We start from the raw sequence: 23,509 nt of genomic DNA on the forward strand, positions 1-23,509 counted from the left end.
ATTAAAATGAGTCAATCTTCCAATCAATACCAGATGAAAATAGATCAATTGAGAGAACAACTGGGCTATGACTTCGTTTCGCTCGCTTTTGCACAATCTGCCAGCGATGGATTTGTCATTACGTGGCAGTTTGCTTCCGGCAACCTGAACAACCGGTATAAGCGGATTGTGCTCCAGTCGGGCAAAGGGATCGCAGGGATTGTTTTTAAAACGGGCAAACCTATGCTGGTATCCAATGTGAAGGAAGAGTTGAGTCCTCAAGATCTGTTCAACGACTATCCCATCATTATTTCGGAACGTTTGAACAGTCTTGCAGCCATTCCTTTGTATCAACTGGATCGGGTCGAGGGCGTGTTGCTGGCCGGATTCCGGGAAGGCAAGACCGTGACGAAGAATAATTTCCGGCAATTGTACGATTCCCTGAAGGGACAATTCGGAGATTTTCGGATAAAGGAGTCGACATTCCGATGATCCAGCCATCTGCCAAGGTCACGACCGAGCTTTTGCTGAAAATGTACGAGAAAAGCTCGGATGCGATCCTCTTTTTTGATGAAAACAATAACGTGATTGCAATGAACGAGGCGGCTTTAAGCATCATCGACCCGGGCATGCTGACACAAATCGGCTCCGGCGAGTCCAACTCCTTCTGTTTTACTTGCCGGGGCTATACTAGCGATGATGAGCTGATGTCTTGTCTGAATTGCTATTTGTCCAATTCAACGAAAGACTTCTCTTCTTTTCAGGTATTCCTGGAGACGAAGGATCGGGGAGTTATTCCGTATTCCGCTAACTTGCAAGAGATTGAAGTGGAATCGGGCATCCGGGTGCTCATGCTTCGCGACTTAACGAATCAGTTGCTGACCCAGGAAAGTTTAAACCGGAACACCATGATGAAGAGCATTATCAAAGCGCAGGAAGACGAGCGAAAACGTATTTCCCGCGAGCTGCATGACAGCGTCGCCCAGGAGATTCTCAGTTCGCTCGTGGATCTGCGCGTGCTTAAGTATTTGAATGTCCAGGACGATGCGCTTCAGAAGATTCAGCAAACCGAGGCTTCATTAACCCGGCTGCTTGATCAGATACGCAATCTGTCCGTGGAGCTTCGCCCGGCGTCCCTTGATGATTTGGGCTTGGAGGCCGCATTCCGGTCTCATTTTAAATGGGTACAGAAAAATTACGGGGTTATCGTCCACTTTACGGCGGAATTAAATGGGGTTCGCTTTAACAGCGAAATTGAAACCGTAGTTTATCGGATATGCCAGGAATCCTTATTGAACGCGTTGAAATATGCGGATGTTGACGAAGTTTCGGTGCGGTTATTCGAATCGGAGCAGATGCTGGAAATGCTAGTGATGGACCAGGGCGAAGGTTTTAATGTCACTATGCGGGATCCCAAAGGAACGGGGCTTGGCCTGTACGGAATGAAAGAGCGTGCCGAACTGGTAAACGGAGAGCTGACGATTACCTCTGAAATCGGCAAGGGCACGACCGTGCATTTGCAAATTCCGACCGGGACTGCGTCCTCGAATCGTAAATGGCAAGCGTCTGAATGAATCCGATAGATGGGGAGGATAACAAGTGAAAATCGTGATCGCAGATGATCATGCTGTGGTGAGAAGCGGCTTCGCCATGATTATTAACTTTCAGGATGATATGGAAGTCGTAGCCACTGCCGCGGATGGGATAGAAGCTTATAAGATGGTTTCAAAGCATAGGCCGGACATCCTTCTGATGGATTTAAGCATGCCTCCCGGAGAAAGCGGACTCATCGCTACCGCTAAAATTAACGAGGATTTCCCGGAAACGAAAATTCTGATCCTTACGATGTATGATGACGAAGAGTATTTATTTCATGTGCTTAAAAACGGGGCGCGTGGGTATGTCTTGAAAAATTCACCGGACGAACAGCTGGTTTCCGCCATCCGTATGGTTCACCAAGGCGGGATTTATATTCATCCCCAAATCGCGACCTCGCTTGTTCGGGAATTTATCAACAAGGATCAGCGGGTGGACGAGAGCAATCCTTACCAGCTTCTATCGACGCGCGAAATTGAAATTTTACCGTTGGTCGCCAAAGGATACGGGAACAAGGAAATCGCGGAGATGCTGCATATTTCCGTGAAGACTGTCGAAGCCCATAAAGCCAAACTGATGGATAAATTGAATCTGAAGACGAGACCTGAGCTCGTTGAATATGCACTCAAAAAAAAGCTGCTTGATTTTTAGCGGAAGAGGGTTACAGCAAACATGGAGAACGATAAGCTGATGAACTCAGTCCCTGCCATGCGCATTCTTGAAAATGAGCATCACTATTTGTCTCATTTAATGAATGAGTGGCATTCGATTGTGCTGAACATCCAAAATGACCGGTATACCGAGGAACAGGCCGGTCCGGAATTTGCAAGACTGCGCCAGCTCCTGACCGATTTTAAAGAGCCGTTGGCACAGCACACAAAGAAAGAAGAGACTTATTTCTTTCCTCTCTTAGGACGCCATATCGGTTATGAGCAAGGCCCTATTATGTCTATCGAGAACGAACACGAAGAAATTGTCGCCTACATTGATCACTTTCTTCACCATTCCGACGGTGAATTTTCGCTGGCCCAAATGAAGCAAATTACACGGGATGCAGGGGAAGCTTTTGAAATCCTGACCGTACACTTTGTGAAGGAAGAATCGGTCCTGTTCCCCATGACAGCGCGGGTTGTGAAGAAAGAAGAGCAGGAACGGCTGTTTGAGGAAATGCACACATTGATCGTGTAAACGAAGATAAATATGATTTGATAAGCCCTGGATCATCGGAGATGATTTGGGGCTTTTTTGTGACCATAGGGATTTCAGGAATCCGATTAGGGGAGTTCCCTATGCGGTTAGGGGGAATGTCTGCGATACAATACGGGTGGGGAATCTAGAATTGTGTCATTCATTAATATGGAAAAGAAAAGGTGATGTCGCTTGATTAAAAAAATGCAGTTACCATTACAAACCTTGAATCTTATTACAGGATTCGCAGTGTGGGTCATTATTTCATCACTGCTGCCTTTCATGAGCGAGGATATTCACATTCCTGCCAGCCAAACGGCCATCATCACGGCGATACCGGTCGTACTTGGTTCCGTGCTCCGTATCCCGCTCGGCTATCTTGCCAACATCATCGGCGCTCGTCTGGTATTTTTAATTAGCTTTATTCTGCTGTTGTTTCCTGTATATTATATTAGTGAAGCTAATTCATCCGTAGATTTGATTATCGGCGGTTTGTTCTTGGGGATCGGCGGAGCTATCTTCTCGGTAGGCGTTACTTCTTTGCCGAAGTATTACCCGAAGGAACATCATGGTTTGGTCAACGGGATTTATGGCTTGGGCAATATAGGGACTGCGGTAACCACTTTCTCCGCTCCCCTGATTGCCAATCATTTCGGTTGGGAGACCACGATTAAATTCTATCTCATTCTGCTAATCGTATTTGCCGCTTTGAACTTCTTGTGGGGTGACCGGAAAGAACCTAAAGTAAAAACCTCCATGATCGATCAAATCAAAGGCGTTTATAAAAATGAAAAATTGTGGCTATTCTCGCTGCTGTATTTTATAACATTCGGTTCGTTCGTGGCGTTTACGGTGTATTTGCCTAACTTCCTCGTTACGAACTTTGAACTCACTAAAGTTGACGCAGGCATTAGAACTGCCGGATTTATCGCACTTGCTACGTTCTTGCGTCCTGTTGGCGGATGGCTCGCCGACCGTTTTAATTCTTTATTCTTGCTTGTCGGCGTGTTCTCTCTGTTTACCGTCGCGGCAATCGTATTGGCCTTTTCACCGACAATCGCGCTTTATACTGTAGGATGCTTGGCGATTGCTGTCAGTGCCGGTATTGGCAATGGCGTCATTTTTAAACTGGTTCCGCAATATTTTAATAAACAGGCCGGGATTGTCAACGGGATCGTCTCGATGATGGGTGGGCTTGGCGGATTTTTCCCTCCGCTCATGCTCTCGCTGATTCACTCCATGACTGGACAATACTCGATCGGGTTCATGCTTCTGTCCCAAGTGGCGCTGGCGAGCTTGATCCTCGTCATCTGGATGGTGTATCAAGATAAACTGAGCATTTCCGCGGAAGTGTTCAACTGCACCGGACAAGGGATTCTGGTTACGGATCAAAAAGGAACGATTACGGCGATCAATCCTGCTTTTACGGCTTTGACCGGTTTTTCTGTAGAAGAAGCGATTGGACAAAAGCCGAACATTTTGAGAGCGAATAAACAGTCGGCCGATTTCTATAAAATCATGTGGAAGAGCATCAAAGAAAATGGCATGTGGCAGGGCGAAATTTGGAACCGCCGCAAAAATGGAGAGCTCTATCTGCAATGGCTTAACATTAGCGCAGTAAAAGACGAGACCGGTGAGGACGTCCGTTATGTAGGGGCATTTTCGGAATTGCCGGACAACCGGAGAAAAAGTGGTTAATAGATAAGATAAGTAATTCATCTTATATAGAACGGATAGGGGAAAAGTAAGGGATCACGCTAGCGAAAGGAACTATATATCATGATGACGTCGAAGACCAAGTTACTTGACCAACTTCAAAGACCTCTGCGCGATTTGCGGATCTCGGTTACGGACCGTTGCAACTTCCGGTGTACCTATTGTATGCCGAAGGAGATTTTCGGGGATGATTACGCGTTTCTGCCCAAAAATGAGCTGTTATCTTACGAGGAGATCAGCCGGATGGTTGAAATCTTCGTCTCGTTGGGTGTGAAAAAAATCAGGCTGACGGGCGGAGAACCGTTATTGCGCAGTGATCTGCGGGAACTTGTCAAAAAGATCGCCTCGATCGACGGGGTCGAGGACTTGGCGTTGACGACGAACGGCTTACTGCTGCATCGGTACGGAAAAGAACTGTTCGATGCGGGTTTAAGACGGCTGAATATTAGCCTGGATGCACTTGATCCCAAGCTGTTTGGAACGATGAACGGAAGAGGAATCGAGCCTGCCAGAATCCTTGAAAATATTGATTATGCGGCTCGCCTCGGTTTTGAAGTGAAGGTGAATATGGTCGTGCAAAAAGGGATGAATGATCAAGAGATCATTCCTATGGCCGAATATTTTAAAGACCGGAATATTACGCTCCGTATGATCGAATTCATGGACGTGGGTAATGACAACGGTTGGAGCTATGACAAGGTCGTAACGAAAAAAGAGATGTTACAAAATCTTGGCGAAATCTACGAGTTAAAGCCGGTTGATCAAGCTTATTTCGGAGAAGTGGCCAAATACTACCGGTATGATGACAGCACGGCCAAGCTGGGCTTCATCACCTCGGTGTCCGAGTCATTCTGCTCCAGCTGTACCCGGGCTAGATTGTCCTCGGAAGGAAAGCTGTTCACTTGTCTTTTTGCAACTGAAGGCTTTGATCTGCGGGCGCTGCTGCGCAGCGGGGCAACCAATGAAGAGATTACGGATGCGATCAGAAACGTGTGGGAGCGCCGAACCGACCGGTATTCGGATGAGCGGACGGAATACACCGCGAAGCATCGCAATAAAATCGGGATGTCCTATATAGGCGGTTAAACCCGATAACGAAAGGAAGATCAGGATGGCAGTCGGACCTTCGCTACGGCAATTACATGCCCATAAGGCTATTCATAACGGAGGAATGGCGGGTGCGGTATCGAAAACGGATCAAGTTCTTGAATGTCTGGAGAATGGCGATACCGAGCTTGCAAATGCACTTGCGGATGACCTGCTCCAATATTGGGAGAATCGAATTATCGGTCATGCCGATGCGGAAGAGGAAGGGTTTTACCGGGAGATTGTTAAGGGAAATGCCTCAATGCAGGAGACGATTACAAAACTGAGCCGAGATCATGACTTGCTCCGAATTATCGTTGCGGATATTCATCAGCTGCGGCAATCGGAGGGACTAAGCTCGGAAGTGCTGCATAAGCTCCAGTCGCTGATCGTGGTGAATGAGATTCATAGCCGGGATGAGGAGCGTTTACTGTTTTAAGTCCGATATAATAACTTGCACTAACTTAAAAGGTTCCTACCTTGCATCTAAGATGCTGGATAGGAACCTTTTTTTGTTGCGTAGATCTGTAGATTAGAAGACGGACAAGGCCGTGATGGCCATGATTAAGGAAAAGGCGATTTCGAGCATACCGCTTCTCTTGACGGTAATTTTAGTCCGCGGAAACCATATAGCTCTAAGTAGCAGCAAGAATAGCGGAATTAAGATTCCCGGAGGAAACAGGATGAGAGCAATAGCCATGGATACAACATGATAACCGATAGAGAATCGGTAAAAGGCTACGTTGTTTTTTTCGCGGATAATCGTTTTTACATAAAAAATGGTGCCGGTAAAATATAGAATGCTAAGCCCGAACAATTCAGTGGCCAGTGTCCAGTTGTCGCCACCGCCGACATGATAAGCGACAAACACGATGAGACTGAACTGGATGACGGCCGCTAGATCGTTCAGAAAAGCGCGTTCGCGCTTCTTTTTCGCATAGTAGCAGTTTACGGTGAAGAGCGGAATGAACCAGGGGATCCATTTCCATAGCTCCGGCCGGGCCAGAAGCAAACCTACCGCAACCGGGATCAGCAATCCTCCGTAAAGCAGCATGGGCTTGCCGTATACCTGCCATTTCTGGGTCCGGATCCATTGCAGGAACGGGAATGAGAACAAGTACACAAGCAGCCAGCCTAGAAACAATAATCCATGCACCCAGTTCGGTTTGGCCGCAAACATACCGAACAGGAAAGGAATCAAAAGCATAGCCCATGCCCCGTGCTGGTTGGGAATATAGCCTTTTTTCATCGGGAAAATCCTCACTTTCGCACTTTGAACATACATCTATAATTTTACCTTGCCAGATAAGCTAACCCTAGTGATGGTGGTCACTCCAAAAGGATTTGTTTATAATTAGCATAGAGATAAATAGGAGGGCTACTGCATGTCCAAGCTGCTACACCACATCATGTCAAAGGAACAAAAGGACGTGATTCAACCTGAGACACTTGCGAATCTGACCGTAGTAACGGGTGAACTTATTGCGTGCGATCCTTTGGTTCCGCATACTAAGTCTTTTTCCAGAACTATTTCTCCGGGGGTGTACCCCGTTGTGGCCTGGTGGCATCAAGAAGAGCAAGCTATCGCTGCCGTTGAATTAAGACTGTCGGAGACGCGGCCTGTTCGCTGGGAGATGGCAACCCGTCCGGGTCAGGACATTGGCGATTTGGAGGATGGATACATATTCGGATATCCGGTAGATACAGGGCTGGGATGCTTTGCCGATGCGAAAGCCATAGCCCAAATGGAAGAATTAGAGGAACGATTGGCTCGTGAGTTGGGCGATCAGTTTATCAGCTTTTACGATAACAAAGTGGAATTTATACTGGAGGAGAATGACGATAACTGGGGTGACCTCGTCTTGAATGCCGAGGAAGGATTGAATGTGGTGATGTTTCGTTCCGGGTTTGGAGACGGTTATTATGCATCTTATTGGGGATTCAGCGCGGAAGGAGAGGTTGTATCGCTGGTTACCGACTTTGGCCTCTTCCCGGTTCTTTAAGTGTAATCTTGGAAACTACATATTTTCCCGGGTTCAGTAGTTTTTTCATCGGGCGATATGGTGCTATAATAGATAACGTAAATTTTATAAAGAAAGCAGGTACACCATGGGTCGTAAATGGAACAATATTAAAGAAAAGAAAGCTTCGAAAGATGCGAATACTAGCCGGATCTATGCTAAATTCGGCGTGGAAATTTATGTAGCGGCCAAAAAAGGCGAGCCGGATCCCGAGTCCAACCGCGCTTTGAAAGTCGTGCTTGAGCGTGCCAAGACCTATAATGTGCCAAAAGCGATTATCGACCGTGCTTTGGACAAGGCTAAGGGCAGCGCGGAAGAAACTTACGAAGAACTTCGTTACGAAGGCTTCGGACCGAACGGTTCCATGGTTATTGTCGATACTTTGACGAATAACGTCAACCGTACAGCCTCTGCTGTCCGCTCCGCATTCAACAAGAATGGCGGTAATATGGGCGTGAGCGGTTCTGTGGCGTACATGTTCGATGCGACGGCAGTCATCGGCGTAGCGAACAAGACGCTGGATGAAGTGTTCGAACTCATGATGGAATCGGATGTTGAAGTCCGCGATATCGTGGAAGAAGAAGAGAACATCATCGTCTATGCAGAGCCGGATCAATTCCATGAGGTTCAGGAAGCTTTCAAACAAGCGGGGATCACGGAGTTTACCGTTGCCGAATTGACGATGCTTGCCCAGAACTACATCGCACTTCCGGAGGATTCCGTGCCGCAGTTCGAGAAGCTGATCGATGCGCTCGAGGACCTGGAGGATGTGCAGCAAGTGTATCATAATGTGGAGTTTGAAGAAGAATAATAATATAAATACTATTGAGTGATTTATTTAACGTGGGAGCCGCAGAAATGCGGCTTTTTTGTTTGTCTTGAGGAATAGTGGACAGGAATAAATAAGAGGAAGGTGTAGGCATAAAACCTAATAAAATGAAAAAGACTGTTCTTAGGATCATATCCAGGAACAGTCTTGTTATGCAATAGTATACACCTATTTGTTTTAATTTTAAATACTTTAATATTAAAATATATAGGATTATAATAGATTCGAAGGAGATGTGCACAATGACAAAACTCACAAACAAAGTAGCCTTAATTACCGGGGGGGCTTCCGGAATCGGAAAAGGAATGGCGATGGCGTTCGTCAAAGAGGGCGCCACGGTTGCGATCGCGGATTTAAATGAAGAAGTGGGCCAGCAGACATTGAAGGAGCTTCAGCAATATGCTCCTGATTCCATGTTTATTCCGGCTAACTTGGCGGAACGCGATAAACTGGCCGGTATTGTGCAACAGGTTGTAGACCGCCTTGGCAAGCTCGATATTCTGGTCAATAATGCGCACGCTTCTAGAATGGTCTCAATTGCCGAGATGACACAGGAGCATCTGGATCTTTCCTTTAATACCGGGTTCTACCCGACACTATACTTGATGCAGGCAGCATTGCCTTATTTGAAAGAAACCAAAGGCAACATCATCAACTTTGCTTCCGGCGCGGGAATTAACGGGGATGTCAACCAGGGTAGCTATGCGGCGGCCAAAGAGGCGATCCGGGGGATTACCCGGGTCGCTGCCAATGAATTTGGCGAGTTTGGAATTAACGTCAATATCATTTCCCCGATTGCTAATTCGCCTGGCATTCAACAGTGGGGCGCAGAGCATCCCGAAGAATATCAAGCGATGCTGAATCGTATCCCGCTCAGACGTTTGGGCGAACTGGAAGGGGATATTGGACGGGTTGCGGTATTCCTTGCCAGCGAGGATTCGGCGTATATTACCGGTCAAACCATCATGGTGGATGGCGGAGCGACCAAACTCAGATAATCGGTAATGAGATGGGAGGACGATCTTGGAGCAAGCCGATCTTTTTAAGTTGATTCACATTGGAGAGCTGTTTACGAACGAAGCAATCATCCGGTGGATGAAATCATTTCCTCATAATATAGGGATTTCTCCAATCATTGTGCTAGGCGAGTTGAAGGCAAATGGCCCGCAAAAGCATACGATTTTGGCGAAAAAGTTAGGCTATACTCCGGGGGCGATGACGAACATCGCCAACCGGCTCATTAGGCTAGGGCTCGCGGAGCGCCAGTATAACGAGAGCGACCGGAGAAGCGTCTTTCTGGCGATTACCGAACCCGGCCGGGAAATGTTTGATGAAGCACACCGAAGAGGGCAGGAGCTGAGATCCGAGCTGTTTCAGGTGCTTACTGATGAAGAGGTGCGGCAGTATTTGGCGATTCACGAGAAGTTGCTGGATAACCTGCAGCGCTTACAGTCGCAAGAAGAAAATCTGGAATAGAAAACGTAGCAGAAAGGATGACTATCAGGTATGGGACGAGTACAGGGCAAGGTAGCATTAATTACGGGAGGGGCTTCCGGTATCGGCTTATCGGCGGCAACGCTGTTGGCCAAAGAAGGAGCCAAAGTTGTCATCGCGGACTTTAATACGGCGGGAGCCGAGGAAGCGGCCGCAGAGATTCAAAAAGCAGGAGGCGAAGCGACCGGCATTTTTTTGGATGCTTCCAAAGAAGAATCGATCCGGGATGCCGTTGAATTTACGGTTAACCGATACGGATTGCTAAACGTGCTTTACAACAATGTTGGGGTTACGAACTTACAAAAAGATCTTGATGTCGTTAATATCGACCTGGATGAATGGGACCGTTTGATGAACGTGAATACCAAAAGTGTTCTGCTCGGAAGCCGGTTCGCGATTCCTCATATGATTAAGGCGGGGGGCGGTTCGATTATCAATACCGCATCCATGGCGGCATTTGCCGGAGACGCTTTGCGCTCCGCCTATGGCGCCTCGAAAGCTGCCGTTGTCAACTTGACCCGCTACATTGCCGCGCAGTACGGCAAAGACCGGATCCGCTGCAACGGAGTGGCACCAGGGCTCGTGTTGACGCCTGCAGCCAAAAACAATATGCCTCCGGCCGTACTTGATATCTTCGAAAAGTTCAACGCTCTTCCTTATCATGGAGAACCGGACGACATCGGCTATACCGTTTTGTTCCTGGCGTCGGACGAATCCAAATTTATTACCGGGCAAACCTTCCAGGTGGAAGGCGGCCATTATATGGCGAATCCGAGCATCGCCGATTTCAATGCTTATATGGCTCAAGTCCAGTTTAAGTAAACTTGAATGGAAGCCGCAGAAATGCGGCTTTTTTTGTTGGTTAATATTTCAAAATTTTAATTCCAAAATATTGCATTGTGTGATAGGATATTTACGAACCTTTGTTCTCTATGACTCGTCGCGGACAAAGATTAAAACATCATGAACAGTCATACTGGCTCTATCTATCCCATTCCAAGATAAGGTGGTATTCCGATGGCAGTTCAACTGAACCAGATCTTTGTCAATTTGCCAGTGAAAAACTTAGAAACAACGAAAAAGTTTTTTAACGAGATCGGATTTCAATATTAACGCTCAATTCACGAACGAAGATGGGGCTTGTCTCGTGATCAGCGAGCATATCTATGCTATGCTGCTGACTGAACAGCATTTCAAGACTTTTATAAACAAGGAAATTAGTGATTCATCCAGACACGCCGAAGTGATTCTTGCCTTATCTGCAGAGAGCAGGGAGCAAGTAGACGAAATCGTAAACCGGGCTTTGGCGGCCGGGGGAACAAAGTATAATGATCCGGTGGATCATGGCTTTATGTACAGCTGGAGCTTCCAGGACCCTGACGGACATCTGTGGGAAGTGTTTTACATGGATCCCGCCACGATTGAGTAATGATAGTACAGACCATCGCCCTGGGGCGGTGGTTTTTTTACTTGGACATCTTTAAACCCGTCGAAAGAGTTGCTGAATTAAATTCACTATAAGTTTGGTTGATACGTACAGGAATCTGGATTATGCTAATAATGTTGTACTTAAATCATATTTTTACTAGTTCTGCTTATATAGCATAATGTCAATAGAATGGAGTTAATCCCGTATGTATCGCAATATGGAAGAATGTGTACTCGATCTGGAAAAACACGGCCACCTGGTCCGGATTCAAGAAGAGGTGGACCCTTATCTTGAAATGGCTGCGATTCATCTTAGAGTATATGAGGCAGGCGGTCCGGCCTTATTGTTCGAACGTGTAAAAGGCTCCAGATTCCGCGCGGTGTCCAACCTATTCGGCACGATGGAGCGCAGCCAGTTTATATTCCGGAAGACCTGGAATAACACGCAAAACATTATCGCCCTGCGCAATAATCCGTTATCTGCACTTAAAAACCCGTTTAAAAGCGTAGGCACCGGATTGGCGGCTTTAAAAGCGCTGCCTATGAAAGGGTTCAGCCGCCGTCCGGTGACAGCCCAGGAAATACATATATCCGACTTGCCGCAGATACAGCATTGGCCGATGGATGGCGGAGCCTTCATCACGCTTCCGCAGGTGTATACCGAGGATCCGGACAAGCCGGGAATCATGAATTCTAATCTGGGCATGTACCGTATCCAGCTCAGCGGAAATTCGTACGATCAGGACCGAGAGATCGGAGTCCATTACCAGATTCACCGCGGCATCGGAATCCATCAGGATAAGGCGAACAAGAGAGGGGAGCCGTTAAAGGTGAGCTGCTTCGTCGGCGGCCCGCCGGCGCATACGCTGTCCGCCGTAATGCCGCTGCCGGAAGGTCTTAGCGAACTGACGGTCGCAGGAATGCTGAGCGGGCGTAGATTCCGCTACAGTTACCTGGACGGTTATTGCATCAGCCATGAAGCGGATTTTGTCATTACGGGCGAAATCCACCCGGGTGAGACCAAACCGGAAGGACCTTTCGGCGATCATCTGGGCTACTATAGCCTGGTTCACCAATTCCCGGTCATGAAGGTACACAAAGTGTACGCCAGACCGAACGCGATTTGGCCGTTTACCGTTGTCGGACGGCCTCCGCAGGAAGATACCGCCTTCGGTGAGCTCATTCATGAGCTGACAGGCGATGCCGTCCGGCAGGAAATTCCGGGCGTAAAAGAGGTTCACGCGGTCGATGCCGCGGGCGTGCATCCGCTTCTGTTCGCCATCGGAAGTGAACGCTATACCCCGTTCCAGAAGGTGAAGCGGCCCGCAGAATTGTTGACGATCGCCAACCGGATTCTCGGTACAGGCCAACTCAGTCTGGCGAAATATTTGTTCATCACTGCCGATGAGAACATTCCGCTGGATACGCATCGGGAAATTGATTTCTTGACTTACATCCTGGAACGGATCGATCTTCACCGGGACATTCATTTTCAAACCCATACTACGATCGACACGCTTGACTATTCCGGTACCGGCCTGAACAGCGGCAGTAAAGTTGTGTTTGCAGCATATGGCGACAAGAGAAGGGAACTGTGTCGGGAAACTCCCGTGGAACTGCATGACATTCGTGAATTCGTAAATCCGAAGCTTGTTATGCCTGGAGTCGTTGCGGTTCAAGGGCCGAAATTTGAATCCTACATGCAATCCAAACAGGAAATGGAAGACTTCGGTAAGGCGATTCAAGAAAAAGGCGGATTGGACTCCTGCCCGATGATTATTGTTTGCGATGACAGTTCATTTGTGAGCGAGACGCTGCGGAACTTCCTTTGGGTTACTTTTACGCGAAGCAACCCGTCGCATGACATCTATGGTGTAAACAGCTATTATCAGGACAAGCACTGGGGCTGCGATAGCATGATTATCGATGCCCGGTCCAAACCGCACCAAGCGCCACCGTTGATTCCGGATCCAAGCGTAGAGAAAAGCATTGACCGGCTGTTTGCCAAAGGCGGCAGCCTGAGCAGTATCAAGTTGTAGTGACGAAACGCCCTTCATTGGGCGTTTTTTCATGTAATTTTAACATCGTAAGTACTATAGTCCGCAGTATGTGGGATTTCGTTTGTCGCCAATAAACCGCTATGGTAAAATTTACTGAATACGAAGTTAGACAAATAAGAGGGTTGGGAGTGATGAGCTTGCAGCTGAAATACGATTTTGATAAGGAAGAGATATTGATCCTTGAAACTGAGGGCGACTCGGATGTGGAATTTGAAATCAAATTTATCGGGGAACAACCATTAGCTTTGAGATTGAAGGAAGTGCAGAAGAAATTCGCCGAGAACGACGTGTATACGGATGCACTATTCTACATGTACGAGGATCAGCGCCATAAAATCATAGTCCGTAAGGAATATTATATTGATTTTATTATGGCCCTGATGAAGTATCAGCTTTTGACCCGGGTTCAATGGATATAGTAACAAATCGAAGAGGGGGAAACGTGCTCCCCCTCTTCTGCATTGTAGTTCATCCCTTGACCGCACCTTCGGTCAAGCCTTTTTGAATAAACTTGGATATAAATAAGTAAATTATCAGCACCGGGATGACGGTTAGGGAGACGGCTGCGGCCATCAGGCCGAAATCCGTGCCGTATTGTGAACTGATTTCATTCAGCAAGGCGACGATCGGACGGACATTTTCTTTGTTGACGAAGATAAAAGCCGAGAATAAGTCGTTATACGACCACAGAAAGACAAATATACTGGCCGATGCAAATACAGGTCTCGAAATGGGCATGAATACCTTGGTAAACATTTGCATACGGTTAGCTCCGTCTATGAAAGACGCTTCTTCCAGCTCTTTTGGGATCGTCGACATGTAACCGGCCATAACGAGAATGGCGAACGTCAAATTTCCTGCCGTATGGGGGAAGATGAGCCCCCAGTACGTATTCACCATGGTGGTCTTAATCAGAAGTTCGTACACCGGAACCACTGTTGCGAAAGTAGGGATCAGCAGGGTGGCGTATAAAAGGGAATAGATAGCGCGTTTCCCCGCAAAGGTGAACCTGGATAGTACATAAGCTGCCAAACCGCCGAAAATTAACACCAGCAGTACCGTGCTCCCCGACATGATCAAACTGTTGATATAGCTTTTGCCGATATTGATACGGTCAAAAGCATTCGTATAATTGACAAGGTCTACGTTCCAGGCGATGCCGAACGAGTTGTTCATGACATCTCTGGACACCTTGAAGGAGTTGTTGACGATCCAGAATAACGGGTAAATCGTAGTCATGGCCCAGGCCGACAATACAAAGTAGATCAAGGCCTTGCCGATTCTAAATCGCCTGAATTCACCCCGCTGGACATTGCGTTCCGCAGAAATCGTTGGCTGCATAACTGTACACCCCTATAAGGTTAGTAAGTAATCTCTTCTCTTTTCAACAAACGATTGGCAAGTAAAGCCAGAAGTACACCGAATACGACCATATAAATGGCAATCGTCGATCCATATCCAAAGTTTTGGTCGACCATCGCTTTTTTGTACATATAAGTGCCAAGCACTTCCGTGCCGTTTTGTCCGCTCGTAATAACCCACACGAATTCAAACACTTTAAGCGTACCCGTAATGGCCAGCGTGATAACAACCTTGATGTCGCTCATGATCAGCGGAATCGTGAGCATGGTCGTCCGCTTAAAGGCGTTAATGCCTTCCAGCTTGGCCGCTTCGTAATAATCGGAGGGGATTTTTGACATCGCGGTAAGAAACAAAATGAAGTAAAAGCCGACATAATGCCATACCGTAGGGATGGATACCGCCGCGAGTGCATTTGATTCGCTCAGCCACAGTACCTTTTCGATGCCGAAATTAGCCAGTATGCCGTTCAAAAGACCAAAATTATAGTTGTAAAACAGAACGAACAGGAGAGAGATGGCCGTTCCGGAAATGACAACAGGGAAAAAGAAGACACTGCGGTAAAAGTTCTGCAATCGGCCGATGCTTTCCACCAGGACGGCGAGAACCAGGGCAATTCCGACCTGAAATACGATTACAAATAGCATGATTTCCAACGTATGTAGCGTCGCCGCGCCCAACAATTTATCCGAGAATAAGCGGCTGTAGTTATCCCAGCCGATAAACTTCTTGTCAAAGAAGCCCTTTGTCCGATAGAAGCTCAAGTACAAGCTCTTGAAGAACGGATAATATAGAAAGACAGCCATTAACACCGCGGACGGAAGGAGAAACATGAAGATATACTTACGATCACCCTTCATAATCATCACCTTTGTTGTGAATTTGTGACTTTGGCGGATAAACGGCTACGCCGCCCGAAGAAATCTTTCGGTGCGGCGCTGATCCGTTTATGAGTTCTGCCTTCAAAAATGAGATTACTTCTTGTTGGCATCCTCGACTTTTTTGGCGCTCTCGATCGCTTGAGTCGGCGTTTTCTTGCCGGTGACCACCTGTTGAACGCTAGCGCGAAGATCGGAGAAGGTTTCAGGAGCAACCTTGCTGTCAACCGGAGCGCTGATTACGTTTGCTTTGGCAGCCATTGCGAATCCGTCAAGAGCAACTTGTGCAAGCCCTGTAACTTCAACGTCCGCGGCAGGAGTACCGCCGTTGGCGCTGGCGATCTTTTGGATGCTGGCAGGTGACGTCATATGTTTCAACAGTTCAACTACCGTATCTTTTTTAGCAGCGTTGTCATATGCAGCTTTAGAGAGATAGAAGCCGGATCCGAAGCCGCCAATGATGTCGTTACCGCTTCCCACACCGCCAGGGACAGTCGGGAACGGAATTACCGTCGAATTGTTACGAGTTTCCTCGGTCCAGCTTCCAACTGCCCAGGAGCCTTCGAGGGTCATTGCGGCGAGACCTTCACTGTAGTAGTTTCCGGACATACCCAGGTCAATCGTAGCTGCATCTTTCGGGAAAGCTCCGAGGTCATACAGTTCCTTCATAGCGGCATAAGCTTTTTCCCAATTCGGATCGATGCCGTCAAGCAGGCCTTTGTTCTGACCTTCCGGGCCGGCAGCCGATAGAATCGTATGCTCAATCAGGTAATGCGATTGGTCGAAAGGTACGGAGAGCGGGATGATCCCTTTCGCTGAGAGCGTTTTCACAGCAGTCTTCAGCTTATCCCAATCTGTTGGAAGCTCCAGGCCGTTATCTTCGAAAATTTTCTTGTTTACGAATAATCCTTCATAGTATCCAGTAAGCGGAGCAGCGTAGATGTTGCCGTCTTTTTGTGTAGCCAATTTCAGAGCATCCGGAATAAATCCGTTCTTCCATTCTGCATTGGCATCCAGAATTTCGTTCAATGGAACTACTTTACCGGCATTCACGAAGCCTTCCGCATCCGTTCCGATAAAGTAAAACAGCAGATCGGGCTCGTTACCGCTTGTCATATCGGTGTTGACTTTGGTACGGAATCCGTCGTCGTTGGCCGACAACGTGTCATTCTCAACGGTGACGTGAGGGTACTTGGCGGTAAACTCGTCGATTACACCTTGGAACGCCTCACGAGCAGCATCCGTGCCGCCGAACGTCGAGAACACGCGAAGCTTGACCGGATCAGGTGCTTTAGTTTCCTCAGGCTGCGGTTCAGTTGTGGCCGCGGAATTGTTTGTAGGTTCGGCCGGCGCTGGATTGTTAGCGCTTTTATTTCCGCACGCGGCAAGAAACATGGAGAATACTAACATGATACTGAGCAGTACTAATGAAGACCTTTTCAATTCAAATCCCCCCAGCGAAATATTAATAATTTGTGTAATTCTGGTTGGTTACTAAAAGATTAATCTACGTTTCCAAATCCAGACAGGGGGATAATTCTATAATTCAGGGATAAAATTTTACAATTTGGATGTACTGGTACAATTTACAACATTTATCGACAAAATGGAACAAGATCTCCTCGGTCACAGATTGCAATCTGGATAAGCTGCCTACATAATATACATTGTTGTATGTTAATGGAGGCATTTATTGTTTGCGCCTAGCATCAGGAAGGAGTTTCAAATGACATCTATGGAACTTGCATGTATTCAAAAGGACCAGCCCTTATCCCGATATTCAACCTATGAGATAGGCGGTAATGCAAGGTTTTTGGCATTGCCCCGTAAGGATACCGATGTGCTGGAAGTGTTGGAAGCCGCATGGAGACATGGTCTGAATCCGTTGTTTTTCGGAATGGGGTCCAATTTGCTGTTTCCCGACCACCCCAACCCGGATACCTTATTTATATCCACACGTTCCCATATAGAAATCACTCTGAATCAGGACCGGCTCCATGTAGCTGCGGGGACGCCTATGTCTTTATTGGCCCTGATGGGCGCAGTCGTCGGGACATCCGACTTTGATTTCTGTTTCTTGCTCCCCGGAACCTTAGGCGGCGGGATATATATGAATGCGAAATATTTCAGCAGCCATATCAGCGATTATATAGATAGGGTTTATTATGTGGATCTTGACGATCCCCGGCAAGGGATCAGAACGATAAGCGTAGAGCAGTGCGAATTTGCCTATAAGCGATCGATTTTTCAAAGAAAAAACTGGTTCATCGTGAGCGCCGATTTGAAATTGAAGCAGTTTCCGGTCCGCCCGGAAGCTCTCCAACCGTTTCTGGCCGAATTGGATAGCGGAATTCTCGAGAATTCCAGTTTGCAAGTATTCTCTAACTTTTATATGAGATGTTTAAATCGGCTTAAGCAGGAGGACGATCCGACAGCGACTCCAATGCGAGGCATCATTGCTGACCGGACCGGGAAAATGCATTTTGAATATCCTTCATGCGGGTCGGTCTTCAAAAACAATTATTCCATTGGCGAACCCATCGGAAAGTTGGCGGATCGATTGAATCTTCGAGGCACGCAGCATGGCAACGCCATGATTTCACCTGTTCACGGCAATGTTATCCAAAACCGAGGAGGAGCCAAGGCGGAGGATGTCATTTACCTAATTCGGATAGTGCAGGAATCGATAGACAAGCATTTCGGCTTTGTTCCGGAAGCGGAAGTAGTCATTGTGTCATAAAATTCATCGGGATAATAAGCGAGCCTGGATCAACTGTGCTGATCCGGGCTTTTCTGTTATAGGAGAACAGGAGAATTCCTTGGAATATGAATGAATCATATATACGGTACGGGGGTTTCGTAAATTAGTGTTGACGAATTATAGGGTAGGGGGGTATACTATGAACAAGAAATGAATGGAAGCCAGAATAAAGTCCAACATTAGAAATAAAACAATAACCCTTAGGATTAGGAGGAAGTGACGTGAACGATAGCACTGCAAATACAGCGAATCCCAGTAAGCAGGCCAATTTTCAAATTACAGGTATGACCTGCGCCGCTTGTGCCAACCGGATTGAGAAAGGTCTGAACAAACTGGAGGGAGTATCGGCGGCCAATGTCAACTTTGCTTTAGAGAAAGCAAGCGTATCTTTTGACCCGGCCATCGTTGATATAAACCGGATGGAGGAAACGATCAAAAAGCTGGGTTACGGGACAGCGAAAGAAGCCGTCGACTTTAAACTGGAGGGCATGACCTGCGCCGCTTGTGCGAACCGGATCGAAAAAGGGTTGCAGAAGCTTCCGGGAGTAACCGGAGCCTCCGTCAACTTCGCCCTGGAAACCGCGCGTGTGGAGTATTCACCTGGTGAAATCTCCGTTACGGATATGCAGAACAAAGTCAAACAGCTCGGTTATAAGGCAATAACGAAACAGGAAAACGAAGAGAAGGGCGACCGGCGCGGAAAGGAAGTGCGGCGTCAGAAGCTGAAATTGCTCATTTCTGCGATCCTCTCTTTCCCGTTGTTGTGGACGATGGTCGGCCATTTCTCGTTCACTTCCTGGATTTACACGCCAGAAATCTTCATGAATCCATGGTTCCAGTTGATTCTGGCCACGCCTGTTCAGTTCATCATCGGAAGAACGTTCTATATAGGCGCTTATAAAGCGCTCCGTAACGGCAGCGCCAATATGGATGTGCTGGTATCTCTCGGCACCTCGGCCGCCTACTTCTACAGCTTATACCTCACGATCGTCTGGGCCGCTGAAGGGGGCGGTATGCATCACGGACCTTCGTTGTATTACGAAACGAGCGCAGTGCTGATTACCCTGGTCATCATGGGGAAGTTGTTCGAATCGCTGGCGAAAGGGCGCACTTCCGAAGCGATCAAATCGCTGATGGGCCTTCAAGCCAAGACCGCTTTGGTTGTACGTGACGGCCAGGAGCTTACGTTACCGGTGGAAGAAGTTGTAGCCGGTGATATCGTCCTTGTTCGGCCCGGCGAGAAAATTCCGGTGGACGGTCAGGTGCTGGAAGGTTTGTCGTCCGTAGATGAATCGATGCTGACCGGCGAAAGCCTTCCCGTAGAAAAGAAACCGGGCGACACCGTCATTGGTGCGACCATTAACAAGAACGGGATGCTGCGAGTTCAAGCAACGAGAGTTGGCAAAGAAACGGCCCTGGCCCAAATTATCAAAGTTGTAGAGGAAGCCCAAGGCTCGAAGGCTCCGATCCAACGTGTGGCAGACGTAATTTCCGGAATTTTCGTGCCGATTGTTGTAGGCATCGCCGTAGCTGCTTTCTTAGTGTGGTACTTCCTGGTAACGCCAGGGAACTTTGCGGAAGCACTGGAAAAAGCGATAGCCGTGCTCGTTATCGCCTGTCCTTGTGCGCTTGGCTTGGCTACGCCAACCTCCATTATGGCGGGATCCGGTCGGGCTGCCGAACTCGGAATCCTGTTCAAAGGCGGCGAGCATCTGGAGCAAACCCACAAAATCGATACCATCATTCTCGACAAAACCGGTACGGTAACGAACGGGAAACCGGAGCTTACGGATGTATTGCCGGAAGGCGACGAGCAGGAATTCCTTGCTCTGGTCGGTGCGGCCGAGAAAAATTCGGAGCATCCGCTTGCCGAAGCGATCGTAGCGGGAATCCGGGAGAAAAATATTGAATTAGCAGAAACGGTCACTTTTGAAGCGATTCCGGGTTACGGCATTCAGGCGACCGCAAACGGAAAAACCATCCTTGTAGGGACTCGCAAACTGATGGAGAAACATGGAGTAGACGCCAAACAGGCTTATGACACCATGTCCCGGTTGGAGGAGGACGGTAAGACCGCCATGCTGGTCGCGTTCGATAACCGTTATGCAGGTATGGTAGCCGTCGCGGACACGATCAAGGAAACATCCAAAGCCGCGGTAAGCCGTTTGAAAGAGATGGGTATTCAGGTCATCATGATTACGGGAGATAATGAGCGGACAGCCAAATCCATCGCCGCGCAAGTAGGTATCGATCATGTCCGCGCGGAAGTGCTGCCCGAAGGCAAAGCGGAAGAAGTTAAGAAGCTCCAGGAGCAAGGAAAGATCGTTGCCATGGTGGGAGACGGCATTAATGATGCGCCGGCACTGGCGACGGCAGATATTGGGATGGCCATCGGAACCGGTACAGACGTGGCTATGGAAGCTGCGGATGTGACTCTGATGCGCGGTGATCTGTCCAGCATTCCTGACGCGATCTATATGAGCCGTAAAACCATGACAAACATTAAGCAAAACTTGTTCTGGGCACTTGGTTATAACACGCTGGGTATCCCTGTTGCAGCCATCGGTCTGCTTGCCCCTTGGGTTGCAGGCGCGGCAATGGCGCTCAGCTCAGTATCCGTTGTACTGAATGCACTCCGCCTGCAACGTGTCAAAATTCGATAATTAATGCAGTTAATTAATGTGATGAATTAATATGATTAACTATTTGTTTTAAGATCAATCTAGGAGGCGCATATGGGAGATCACACAAGGATTGCAGTGGCTCCGGCAGTTCAATTAGGCGGCAGCCTGTTTACCCCGGAGCAACTGATGAAGATCAGTAGAGTTGCAGAACCTGATGCCATGATCGAAATGACTAATTTCAGACAGATCTATATCGAAATCGCCGAAAATGACATGGGGACCATCGAGGAGGAGCTTCAGCAATCTGGTCTTGAAGTTTACCCTGCCGGTTTTGTAAGCAAGAGCCTGATTGCATGTCAATTTTGCAGAGGGGCGGAGGAGGCCGGGCTGGATACGGCCCGGACTTTAAATGAAGTTATCGCGGGAATCGAGACTCCGGCGCCGCTCAAAATTGGTTACGCCGGCTGTGCGCTCGGAACTAGCGAACCATTGCTCAAAGATATCGGCGTAGTGAAGATGAGAGATACCTTCGACATTTATGTTGGCGGAGATCCTAAAGGAATCAAACCGAAGTTCGCCAGCAAGCTTATGACCGGCCTATCCGCAAATCAACTCATTCCGGTCGTTAGTGCCCTCATCTATTTTTATAAAGAGCAAGCGAAGCCGAAAGAGAAATTCAGTAGATTTGTCGACCGCATCTCGCTGGAGGAATTGCGGCAAGCTGCAGCGTAATTCAGAAATGATCCAAGAAAGGGGATATTCGTAATGACCAAACCGGTGAAGATTTATACGATTCCGACTTGCAGTGATTGTAATAACGCCAAACGTTTTTTTAAAGAACAGCAGGTGCCTTTTGAGGAATTCAATTGTGAGGAAAACGAGGAGTATCCGAAAATCGTTTGGGAACTGACGGGTAAACAGATCGTACCAACCATCGTGATCGGCGATCAGGTATTCGTCGGGTTTGCGGATCATTTCTCCGAAATTCGTGAATTGGTAAGCCAGCAATAATATGAATATCATTACTCTTATTAACCCGGATCGGTTTCGATCCGGGTTATAGTATGTTCAATCAATTCTAATAGTTTACATAATAATTATTTTGTAACTAAATTAAGCTCCTTACAAAGTTCAATCAGTTGATGTAGGCCCAAATATTGTTGTCTGTTGCGCTCATTTATTGAGGAGATAGCCTGCTCGGTAATTTTTTTGGCCTTGTCTATGGACTGGTTTTCTACTGCCTGAACGATTTCCTTCATGCTTTTCAGGAAGTAAACCGTACCTCTCAGTGTTCGAATGAGCAAAATTTTACGCGCGTCTACCGGCGAGAAGAGACGATACCCGTTTTCAGGATCACGTTCGGGTGATATTAATCCTTCCTTTTCCCAGTGGCGAATCGCAGACGGGGCTGAACCGGTAAATGCAGCAATTTCTCCGATCGTCATGCGCTGCTTCAATCTCCTGTTCGGCAAAGGAGGGAGTTCCAGTGTATCCAGCATGGCCAGCGTCTGGTCGGCGGCGGCTTTTTCATGATGGAGAATAGCCTGCTCCTTGTTGACCAGCCAGAAGGCCGCATCGATATCACTCTTCTGGATGAGACGAAGCACTTCACAAGTCACTTGCACTCCAAACCCCGGAAACATCGCACGGAGACACCGAAAATAGGCCAGATGGATTCCGGTATAAAGCCGATAACCGTTTGCAGCACGTTCGGGGGCCGGAACAACGCCCCAGGATTCGTAATGGCGGAGTGCGCTCGTACTAATCTGAAGTTCCCGGGCAATCTCGACGGGCTTGTAGTAATCCACGTTTCGCACCTCCCTTCCTGGCATCCTCTTGTCTGTCTGATCATGCTCACTATATCAAAAGCATCAATCCGGGACAAACATTCACAAAGAACCTTCAAGAAACATGATAAGGTTGCTCTAAATCTAGTTCAGCTTTCCGATACTCTCAGGCTCAAATCTTCGCACTTGCATGAATGTTGTATATTCGTGGTATAACCTGGCCCAAAAGGAGAGATTCAAGATGAAGAACACATTTCATGAAACACCGACAGTAAAAGAATATCAGGAATTACGTCAGGAAGCCGGTCTTACTTCCCCGGTTGAAGAATTTGCAGCTACGGCCTTGTCGAATTCACTATTTTGCGTGACACTTCGAGGAGAAGACTCTGAAATTATCGGGATGGGAAGAGTGATAGGAGACGGTGCCTGCTACTTTCAAATTGTGGACGTGCTCATTAAACCGGCATTCAAGGAAACAGATGCAGGTGATTTGCTGATGCTTGAAATTTTGGATTACCTTTATCAAAACGCTCCCCTGGAGGCGCATATCTTAACAGTTTCGGATGTTCCAGGCCTTAAGTTGTATCAAAAACATGGATTTAAGCTGATTTATCCTGACTTCTACGGTATGTCTCTGACTCGATGACTCCTTAAAAAGAGTATCTTTAACTCTGGTTCAGCCATATTTTCAAACCCGGGAACC

Annotated in this window: 24 protein-coding genes and 1 pseudogene; 20 read left to right on the top strand and 5 right to left on the bottom strand. The window is 47.6% G+C overall.

What is annotated here, in order from left to right:
- Positions 1-6 precede the first annotated feature (6 nt).
- From NYE70_RS04190 to NYE70_RS04220, 7 genes are all read left to right on the top strand, one after another.
- The gene (locus tag NYE70_RS04190) at positions 7-471 is read left to right on the top strand and encodes a GAF domain-containing protein (RefSeq protein WP_341045094.1); all 465 of its coding nucleotides are present in this window, start codon (positions 7-9) and stop codon (positions 469-471) included.
- Entirely contained in the window at positions 468-1,553 is a 1,086-nt protein-coding gene (locus NYE70_RS04195) for a sensor histidine kinase (RefSeq protein ID WP_290408548.1), read from the top strand. Before NYE70_RS04190 ends, NYE70_RS04195 begins: the two co-directional genes overlap by 4 nt.
- 25 nt (positions 1,554-1,578) lie before the next feature.
- Positions 1,579-2,226, top strand: coding sequence for a response regulator (locus NYE70_RS04200; RefSeq protein WP_211020312.1), 648 nt, complete (start codon positions 1,579-1,581; stop codon positions 2,224-2,226).
- Positions 2,227-2,247: 21 nt separating this feature from the next.
- Positions 2,248-2,763 carry a hemerythrin domain-containing protein gene (locus NYE70_RS04205; RefSeq protein ID WP_211020314.1) on the top strand — a complete coding sequence of 172 codons (516 nt, stop codon included), beginning with the start codon at positions 2,248-2,250 and terminating at the stop codon, positions 2,761-2,763.
- 192 nt (positions 2,764-2,955) lie between these two features.
- Positions 2,956-4,461 carry a nitrate/nitrite transporter gene (locus NYE70_RS04210; protein ID WP_341045095.1) on the top strand — a complete coding sequence of 502 codons (1,506 nt, stop codon included), beginning with the start codon at positions 2,956-2,958 and terminating at the stop codon, positions 4,459-4,461.
- Between the two features lie 84 nt (positions 4,462-4,545).
- Positions 4,546-5,565, top strand: coding sequence for a GTP 3',8-cyclase MoaA (moaA, locus tag NYE70_RS04215; RefSeq protein ID WP_290408559.1), 1,020 nt, complete (start codon positions 4,546-4,548; stop codon positions 5,563-5,565).
- A gap of 25 nt (positions 5,566-5,590) precedes the next feature.
- Positions 5,591-6,004 (top strand): hemerythrin domain-containing protein, encoded by a 414-nt coding sequence (locus tag NYE70_RS04220; RefSeq protein WP_290408551.1) that lies wholly within the window; start codon positions 5,591-5,593, stop codon positions 6,002-6,004.
- Between the two features lie 93 nt (positions 6,005-6,097).
- Here NYE70_RS04220 and NYE70_RS04225 read toward each other — a convergent pair whose 3' ends face one another.
- Positions 6,098-6,814 carry a YwiC-like family protein gene (locus tag NYE70_RS04225; protein ID WP_341045096.1) on the bottom strand — a complete coding sequence of 239 codons (717 nt, stop codon included), beginning with the start codon at positions 6,812-6,814 and terminating at the stop codon, positions 6,098-6,100.
- 136 nt (positions 6,815-6,950) lie between these two features.
- Between NYE70_RS04225 and NYE70_RS04230 the strand changes: the two genes are divergently transcribed.
- From NYE70_RS04230 to NYE70_RS04265, 8 genes and pseudogenes are all read left to right on the top strand, one after another.
- Positions 6,951-7,568, top strand: coding sequence for a DUF4241 domain-containing protein (locus tag NYE70_RS04230; protein ID WP_341045098.1), 618 nt, complete (start codon positions 6,951-6,953; stop codon positions 7,566-7,568).
- A 106-nt stretch (positions 7,569-7,674) separates the two neighbouring features.
- Positions 7,675-8,397 (top strand): YebC/PmpR family DNA-binding transcriptional regulator, encoded by a 723-nt coding sequence (locus NYE70_RS04235; RefSeq protein WP_211020325.1) that lies wholly within the window; start codon positions 7,675-7,677, stop codon positions 8,395-8,397.
- Positions 8,398-8,657: 260 nt separating this feature from the next.
- Positions 8,658-9,413: an SDR family NAD(P)-dependent oxidoreductase gene (locus NYE70_RS04240; protein WP_211020327.1), complete on the top strand. Its 756-nt coding sequence runs from the start codon at positions 8,658-8,660 to the stop codon at positions 9,411-9,413.
- A gap of 25 nt (positions 9,414-9,438) precedes the next feature.
- Positions 9,439-9,891: a MarR family winged helix-turn-helix transcriptional regulator gene (locus tag NYE70_RS04245; protein ID WP_341045099.1), complete on the top strand. Its 453-nt coding sequence runs from the start codon at positions 9,439-9,441 to the stop codon at positions 9,889-9,891.
- Positions 9,892-9,921: 30 nt separating this feature from the next.
- Positions 9,922-10,731: an SDR family NAD(P)-dependent oxidoreductase gene (locus NYE70_RS04250; RefSeq protein ID WP_341045101.1), complete on the top strand. Its 810-nt coding sequence runs from the start codon at positions 9,922-9,924 to the stop codon at positions 10,729-10,731.
- A gap of 195 nt (positions 10,732-10,926) precedes the next feature.
- Positions 10,927-11,338: pseudogene (locus NYE70_RS04255) on the top strand (VOC family protein).
- A 205-nt stretch (positions 11,339-11,543) separates the two neighbouring features.
- A complete protein-coding gene (locus NYE70_RS04260; RefSeq protein WP_341045102.1) occupies positions 11,544-13,376 on the top strand; it encodes a UbiD family decarboxylase in 1,833 nt (610 codons plus the stop codon).
- A gap of 152 nt (positions 13,377-13,528) precedes the next feature.
- Positions 13,529-13,816, top strand: a complete 288-nt coding sequence (locus tag NYE70_RS04265; protein WP_341045103.1) for a hypothetical protein — start codon at positions 13,529-13,531, stop codon at positions 13,814-13,816.
- Positions 13,817-13,865: 49 nt separating this feature from the next.
- Here NYE70_RS04265 and NYE70_RS04270 read toward each other — a convergent pair whose 3' ends face one another.
- The 3 genes from NYE70_RS04270 to NYE70_RS04280 form a co-directional block, all read right to left on the bottom strand.
- Positions 13,866-14,738 carry a carbohydrate ABC transporter permease gene (locus NYE70_RS04270; RefSeq protein WP_213655340.1) on the bottom strand — a complete coding sequence of 291 codons (873 nt, stop codon included), beginning with the start codon at positions 14,736-14,738 and terminating at the stop codon, positions 13,866-13,868.
- 20 nt (positions 14,739-14,758) lie between these two features.
- Positions 14,759-15,616 carry a carbohydrate ABC transporter permease gene (locus NYE70_RS04275; RefSeq protein WP_290407059.1) on the bottom strand — a complete coding sequence of 286 codons (858 nt, stop codon included), beginning with the start codon at positions 15,614-15,616 and terminating at the stop codon, positions 14,759-14,761.
- Positions 15,617-15,730: 114 nt separating this feature from the next.
- The gene (locus NYE70_RS04280) at positions 15,731-17,077 is read right to left on the bottom strand and encodes an ABC transporter substrate-binding protein (RefSeq protein ID WP_341045104.1); all 1,347 of its coding nucleotides are present in this window, start codon (positions 17,075-17,077) and stop codon (positions 15,731-15,733) included.
- A 283-nt stretch (positions 17,078-17,360) separates the two neighbouring features.
- On the opposite strand from NYE70_RS04280, the gene NYE70_RS04285 reads away from it, so the two are divergent.
- The 4 genes from NYE70_RS04285 to NYE70_RS04300 all read left to right on the top strand — a co-directional run bounded on the left by NYE70_RS04285 (position 17,361) and on the right by NYE70_RS04300 (position 22,030).
- Positions 17,361-18,374: a UDP-N-acetylmuramate dehydrogenase gene (locus tag NYE70_RS04285; RefSeq protein WP_211020346.1), complete on the top strand. Its 1,014-nt coding sequence runs from the start codon at positions 17,361-17,363 to the stop codon at positions 18,372-18,374.
- 242 nt (positions 18,375-18,616) lie between these two features.
- On the top strand, positions 18,617-21,058 hold the full coding sequence (locus NYE70_RS04290; protein WP_341045107.1) for a heavy metal translocating P-type ATPase: 2,442 nt from the start codon (positions 18,617-18,619) through the stop codon (positions 21,056-21,058).
- Between the two features lie 72 nt (positions 21,059-21,130).
- Positions 21,131-21,751, top strand: a complete 621-nt coding sequence (locus tag NYE70_RS04295; RefSeq protein WP_341045108.1) for a nitrite reductase — start codon at positions 21,131-21,133, stop codon at positions 21,749-21,751.
- Between the two features lie 33 nt (positions 21,752-21,784).
- On the top strand, positions 21,785-22,030 hold the full coding sequence (locus NYE70_RS04300) for a glutaredoxin family protein (RefSeq protein WP_290407064.1): 246 nt from the start codon (positions 21,785-21,787) through the stop codon (positions 22,028-22,030).
- Positions 22,031-22,116: 86 nt separating this feature from the next.
- On the opposite strand, the gene NYE70_RS04305 is transcribed toward NYE70_RS04300, so the two are convergent.
- Positions 22,117-22,827, bottom strand: a complete 711-nt coding sequence (locus tag NYE70_RS04305; RefSeq protein ID WP_341045109.1) for a TioE family transcriptional regulator — start codon at positions 22,825-22,827, stop codon at positions 22,117-22,119.
- 220 nt (positions 22,828-23,047) lie between these two features.
- Here NYE70_RS04305 and NYE70_RS04310 point away from each other — a divergent pair, with 220 nt between their 5' ends.
- Positions 23,048-23,452 (top strand): GNAT family N-acetyltransferase, encoded by a 405-nt coding sequence (locus NYE70_RS04310; protein ID WP_341045110.1) that lies wholly within the window; start codon positions 23,048-23,050, stop codon positions 23,450-23,452.
- The last annotated feature ends 57 nt before the right edge of the window (positions 23,453-23,509 follow it).

The sequence above is a fragment of the Paenibacillus sp. FSL R5-0407 genome (assembly GCF_038009185.1).
Taxonomy (GTDB): domain Bacteria; phylum Bacillota; class Bacilli; order Paenibacillales; family Paenibacillaceae; genus Fontibacillus; species Fontibacillus vini.

Coding starts and splice junctions, on each gene's coding strand:
- NYE70_RS04190 (WP_341045094.1), top strand. CDS start 7: ATGAGTCAATCTTCCAATCAATACCAGATGAAAATAGATCAATTGAGA.
- NYE70_RS04195 (WP_290408548.1), top strand. CDS start 468: ATGATCCAGCCATCTGCCAAGGTCACGACCGAGCTTTTGCTGAAAATG.
- NYE70_RS04205 (WP_211020314.1), top strand. CDS start 2,248: ATGGAGAACGATAAGCTGATGAACTCAGTCCCTGCCATGCGCATTCTT.
- moaA (WP_290408559.1), top strand. CDS start 4,546: ATGACGTCGAAGACCAAGTTACTTGACCAACTTCAAAGACCTCTGCGC.
- NYE70_RS04220 (WP_290408551.1), top strand. CDS start 5,591: ATGGCAGTCGGACCTTCGCTACGGCAATTACATGCCCATAAGGCTATT.
- NYE70_RS04225 (WP_341045096.1), bottom strand. CDS start 6,814: ATGAAAAAAGGCTATATTCCCAACCAGCACGGGGCATGGGCTATGCTT.
- NYE70_RS04230 (WP_341045098.1), top strand. CDS start 6,951: ATGTCCAAGCTGCTACACCACATCATGTCAAAGGAACAAAAGGACGTG.
- NYE70_RS04235 (WP_211020325.1), top strand. CDS start 7,675: ATGGGTCGTAAATGGAACAATATTAAAGAAAAGAAAGCTTCGAAAGAT.
- NYE70_RS04240 (WP_211020327.1), top strand. CDS start 8,658: ATGACAAAACTCACAAACAAAGTAGCCTTAATTACCGGGGGGGCTTCC.
- NYE70_RS04250 (WP_341045101.1), top strand. CDS start 9,922: ATGGGACGAGTACAGGGCAAGGTAGCATTAATTACGGGAGGGGCTTCC.
- NYE70_RS04260 (WP_341045102.1), top strand. CDS start 11,544: ATGTATCGCAATATGGAAGAATGTGTACTCGATCTGGAAAAACACGGC.
- NYE70_RS04265 (WP_341045103.1), top strand. CDS start 13,529: ATGAGCTTGCAGCTGAAATACGATTTTGATAAGGAAGAGATATTGATC.
- NYE70_RS04270 (WP_213655340.1), bottom strand. CDS start 14,738: ATGCAGCCAACGATTTCTGCGGAACGCAATGTCCAGCGGGGTGAATTC.
- NYE70_RS04275 (WP_290407059.1), bottom strand. CDS start 15,616: ATGAAGGGTGATCGTAAGTATATCTTCATGTTTCTCCTTCCGTCCGCG.
- NYE70_RS04285 (WP_211020346.1), top strand. CDS start 17,361: ATGACATCTATGGAACTTGCATGTATTCAAAAGGACCAGCCCTTATCC.
- NYE70_RS04295 (WP_341045108.1), top strand. CDS start 21,131: ATGGGAGATCACACAAGGATTGCAGTGGCTCCGGCAGTTCAATTAGGC.
- NYE70_RS04300 (WP_290407064.1), top strand. CDS start 21,785: ATGACCAAACCGGTGAAGATTTATACGATTCCGACTTGCAGTGATTGT.
- NYE70_RS04310 (WP_341045110.1), top strand. CDS start 23,048: ATGAAGAACACATTTCATGAAACACCGACAGTAAAAGAATATCAGGAA.